Below are 5,148 nucleotides of genomic sequence, written 5' to 3' on the forward strand. Positions count from 1 at the left end.
CGATGATCCAGCGGCCGATGGCGACCACGTAGCGGGCGTCTGGCTGGAAGAGCGACCACCCCGACAGCGACACCGCCGCGAGCGTCGCCGCGCATGCGGCGAGCGTGGCCGAAAGCGACGCCCACAGCAGGATGCGCCCCCGGCGCATGTCCTCGGTGCGCCCCATGCTACTCACCGCCTTCCGCGCGCCTGAAGAGGCTATATCCGCCGCCGGCCGCCACCTGCTCGACGGCACCTCCCGAGCGCAGCGCATCGGCCTCCTCGTCCCTCACCAGGAACAGCTCCCAGCCCCATTCCTCGGTGCTCTCCTTGAGCGAGGTCGATCCCTGGAGGACGTCGACGACCTCGCGGTAGGCCGACCTCGACCCGGCGCCGGCGATGCGCTCGCCCCATATCTCGGGGCGCATGTCGCAGGGAACCTTGAACCCCTCCCATTCGAGTTGGTTGTACACCGACACGTCGCTCGAGAACACCAGCGCGTCGGGTCCGGCGTCGTATATCGCCGAGAAGATGGGGGACATCTCCGATTCGGTCACGGACAGCATGCCCGCCTCGCCGCCCGATCGCGGTGCCAGCGATACCGCGAGCCCCGAGACCGCGGCGAGCAGGGCCATGGCGGCACCTGCCGCGGCGGCCGCGCGCCCCGGGTGCGCCACGGGCTCCCCGAGCGCACCTGCGAGCCCGAACGCGCAGCACAGGCCGCAGGACAGGCCGGCGATCCACATGCAGCGCGAGTGCAGGACTCCCGCGGCGATACCGGCGAGAAGCATCGCCACGGCGCCGGCCGGGACTTTCGCCCCGCTTCGACGGCACAGCGCGAACGGCCCCAGCGCCATCGCCGCGACGGGCACCGCGAACAGGGGTCCGAGCGAGACCCACAGCGGCTGCATCTCGATGATGGCGCCGCCGTAGCCGGCCTCCCCGAGCGATTTCAGCACGTAGAGCGAGCCATCGGCCCCGTAGGGGTTGAGAAGCGATGCCGCGCACATCCCGGCGACCGCGGCGCATATCGGCAGCGCCCGCGCGGACCACGCGCGGCGCGCGTCGGCGTCCGCGATCTCATGCGGGCACGGCAGGGCGAAGGCCGCGGCGCACGCGGCGAGCAGCGGCCATTGCGCCGCCTGGAGGTTGACGCCTGCCGCGGCCACGGCCGGAAGCCATAGCAGCACCCGGCGGTCGCCGTCCTTGAGATATCTGAGCATGGTCCTTGCCGTCACGGTGCACAGAAGCGCGGTCCAGAGCGTCGGGCGCACAGATATGTACATGCAGATGCAAACCGCCGGCACGGCAAGGCAGAACGCCAGCGCGCTCGCCGAGAGCCTGCCGCCGGCGGCGTCGCCCATGAGGCGCGCCAGCTGCCAGAACAGAAGCCCCGCCGGGACGCATGGGGAGACGGCCACGGCGGTGTAGCCGCCGGCTGTGTACCAGGCCCACAGCCACAGGTCGTGGAGCCACTGCTGCACGACGATGCCCTGGCCGGGCCAGATGGAGAACGGGTTGGCATGCGGTATGCCGTTCCGGGCGATCTCGCGGCCGGTCGCGAGGAGGAACCAGACGTCGGAATCGAGCGTGCCGGTGCCGGCGAGCGCGCGGGCCAGGATGGGCCCCGCGATGAGGAGGGTACCGAGGGCGAGAACGGTCGGGCGCGTCCTCGCGCCCTGCTGGGTTGCTTTCAAGATGGCTCCAAGGGGTAGGCGTTCGGGGGAAAGCATAGGGCCGCCGCGCGCAAAGAAGAACCCCGCTCCCAAAAGTGGGAGCGGGGCACGGATAATGCGCAAATCGCGCGGGCCTTGAAAAGGATGGCGGCATATTGGGGAGTCCGCCATTGCATATGGGGCCGACTGGATCGGATGGTGGGTCGGCCGGGTCGCCGTGACATGGTTTATCGGAAGGAGTGACGGCGTTGCCTTGACTATACCCTTTCGCGATATACGCTAATCACGTCATTGGCGGAAATGTGTTCCCATCGTGTACGGGTCCGGTCCGTACGGCACGGTCCGCGCTCAGCCCTTGCTGCTCGCGACGCCCTCGGCCTTCGCCTCGGTCCATTTGATGTAGAGCGTGACGTCGCGCTTGGCGGTGACCGAGGAGACCTTCTCGGTGCCGCTAGCCGAGGTCAGCCAGCATTCCGGGACGTATCTGCGCCATGTCTCGTCGGCGATCATGGCGAACACCTCGCCGGGTTTCACCGGCGTGACGCTCTCGCCCCAATAGAGCGCCTTGTGCCCCTGCCCGTCGTCGCCGATGGCCGCGAGCGCCAGGCCGTCGAGCCTGTGCTTCTCCGTGGACAGGGAGAAATCGGGGAGCTCGAAGGAGGAGCGCGCATCGGGTTTGTACATGAGCGGCGCGGTGCGGTAGATGCCGGCGTCCTCGGGCTTGAGTGACCCCTCGGCGTACTCGACGCGCACGGTGCAGCGGTTGCGGGCGTAGAGTTTGAGCGTCTGGTCCTTGACGATGGTGACATTCGCGGCGGGCTGGGTGAGCTCGGGATCGAGGAACCAGCCCGAGAACCCCGTCGAGGGGTTCTGCCCGTATTGCTCGTCGAGGTTGCAGGTGTCCTTCAGGGCCTTCTGCGTCGCGATGGCGGCGGGGTTGTAGATATCGCCGCCTTCGACGTCGAGGTCGCGATACACCATGTCCTTCTGCTCGATGCCGTCGGCATAGTACTCGACGCACGTCGTGACGACTCGCACGCCGCGGGAGACGAGCGTGCCCAGATAGCGGTCGGTCCATACGTAGCGGTCGGTCTTGCTGACGGTGCGGATGCCGAGCATCGCGGCGGCGTAGAGAAACCCCGGTCCCCAGGAGGCGTCGGCAGCCAGGTTTTCGCTGTCGGAGAACTCTCTGACGACGCGACCGCCCTGCGGCTTGCGCACGAGGTGGATGTTCATGCCGCAGACCTTGCTGCCGTCGCCGCCGTCCGGCTCGATGCCGGCTGCGGGTGCGGTGTTGACGTCGAGCGGCGCCGAGGCGGAACAGTTGACATAGACCGGGTCGGACCACTCGCCGCTCCCGTTGAGCAGCTTGGTCCTGATCTCGAGGTCGTAGTGGTCCGCTATCTCGCCGGTGAGCCAGACCTTCACCCTGCCGAGGATATCCGACTCGGCATCGAGGATGTGCACGCCGTCGGAGCCTTCGACCCACTCGCCCCCGCTGTAGCGCTGCGCGGCGTAGTGGATCGATCCGGGGAACGCGGAACCCTCGAGCCTGAGGCCGAGGCCGTAGATAGAGTGGCCTCCATGGGGGTAGCCGATATGTCGGTGCGCGAGCGATTCCTGCTGCCACCCCCATGTGGCCACGCCGCACTGGGCGAAGATGGAGGCGTTGTCCTCGGGGAGGTCGTCGTCGATGTCGGACATGTAGAGCCTGAAGATCGGCCTGACCGGCAGGTCCGATTCGTTCTTGCATCCCAGGGCCCAGCCGGAGGGCCTGATTCCGACATCCGGGTCGTCCGGGTCTGCGTTATGCCATCCGCAGATCTTCGCCTTGTCGCCGATCTTGAGCGCGTCCTCGTCGCAATGGACCGAGACCTTGCCCTCGATGCGGGCCTCGACGAGGTTCCACTGGGCGTTCTTCTGGATGGCCCAGCGCCCGGGGCATGCCGCGGACTGGACGGATACGCTTGCGACGGAGTTCGACGTGACCCCGTTGGTGTCGAGGCGCAGGCCGTCGGCATCCGAGGTGATGAAGTAGCAGGAGTGGTCGGTCTCGTTCGAGTCGTCGGGCTCGTGGTGGATCCACCATGCCTTGCTCCGGCCGTCGGAGTTGTTGATGTCCCAGATGTCGGCATGGCTGTCCTGGACGACTCCGTGGTCGACCACGGGCGCCGCATGGCCGCTGTTGTTCAGCACGTGCGTCAGGTTCGGGCCGACCATGTTGGCTAAGGCGAACGTGAAGGTGTCGACGCCGTCGTTGGTATAAGGCTTGAGCATCCAGGTCTGGTTGACGCCGTGATAGTTCTCGTAGAGGCACACGCCGCGCCCGTTATCGTACATGGCTTTGGGTTTACCGTCGCTATATGTGTCCTGCACCAAGTCGAGCTGGATGTCCGGCGCGGAGACGGGCCTGATGTAGAAGATGCCGCCGTAGAGCGTGACATCGTTGCGGATGTAGATCTTCTCGACCCTGAAATCGCGGGAAGGGGTGGTCTGGCTCAGGAACCAGTAGTTCGGGGCGTCGTTTTCCTTGATGACGTTCTCGTGCATCCCGAAGTGATTGTAGTCCACGTTGTAGACCTGCAGCTTGCTGGACACGCTGTGGCGCGCCTCGCCCTTCTGCCTCTTGACCCAGAAGGACGGGCGGGTCGATCCCCAGTACGTGCTCCCCTGGAAGTCGTTGAAGTCGTAGAAGCCGTAGGAGATCCAGTCGTAGTACCTGTAGCCGATCTGGTTCCTGAAGTCGCCGGCGAAACGGGAATCGGCGAACTCGGCGCCGTCGAGGTAAACGTACCCCTTGTTGTCGCCGCCAACGGAGATGGTATCGACCCAAAGGCCCTTGCCATGCTGCAGGTCCTTGCTGGAGCACCATGCGAACGGCCTGACGACTACGAGGGTGTAGAGCTCGTTGGCGTAATTGCACTCGAAGACGCAGGCGAAGGCGTACCTCAGCCATTGTCCGTAATGGTTTATATAGTAGCTGGTGTTGGCGGGGGCGGCGCAGAGCCATTCATGGTAGCCGTTCGCGAAGCCGAAGAACATGTCCCCCTCGCCCTGACGAGGGTCCGAATGGACGAGCAGCGAGTCGTCGGCGGCTCCGAACCAGCCCTGGCCGAGGTTGAAGTTCATGCCCGCGAGCGCTTCCGCCTTCCGGACGGGTCCGAGCAGGGCCAGTCCCGCCGCGCAGGCGAGCGCGGCGAAGGCTCCTCGACGGGAGATCGGAAGCTCGAGCAGCCCCGTCTTCTCGCTGTCCCCGTCCCGTACCGGGACCATATCGGTTTCTGGCGAGGTGTTCAAAGCGATCTACTCCTCCTTGAGGCCGGAGACGGCGAAACAGGTGAAAGCGGTGGCGAGATAGCCGATGGAATACGGGTCCAGGCGGATGGCGCTGCGGACCGTGAGGGCGAAAAGGACCGCGGCGATGCCGAGGTCGAGGGCGCGGCCCCGTACCTTGCAGGCGATGCCGGCGGCGATGAGCAGGATGACCGGGACC

At 66.4% G+C, this 5,148-nt stretch carries 2 protein-coding genes and 1 pseudogene; all 3 read right to left on the minus strand.

Going from position 1 to position 5,148, the window contains the following annotated elements:
• Positions 1–167 precede the first annotated feature (167 nt).
• A complete protein-coding gene (locus ACMO6A_RS04375) occupies positions 168–1,676 on the minus strand; it encodes a hypothetical protein (RefSeq protein ID WP_418470833.1) in 1,509 nt (502 codons plus the stop codon).
• A gap of 327 nt (positions 1,677–2,003) precedes the next feature.
• Positions 2,004–4,928, minus strand: a complete 2,925-nt coding sequence (locus ACMO6A_RS04380; RefSeq protein ID WP_418470834.1) for a hypothetical protein — start codon at positions 4,926–4,928, stop codon at positions 2,004–2,006.
• Between the two features lie 30 nt (positions 4,929–4,958).
• Positions 4,959–5,148, minus strand: a pseudogene (locus tag ACMO6A_RS04385) (hypothetical protein); the annotation flags it as partial.

This window comes from Eggerthella sp. (genome assembly GCF_048329335.1).
Classification (GTDB): Bacteria; Actinomycetota; Coriobacteriia; order Coriobacteriales; family Eggerthellaceae; genus Eggerthella; species Eggerthella lenta.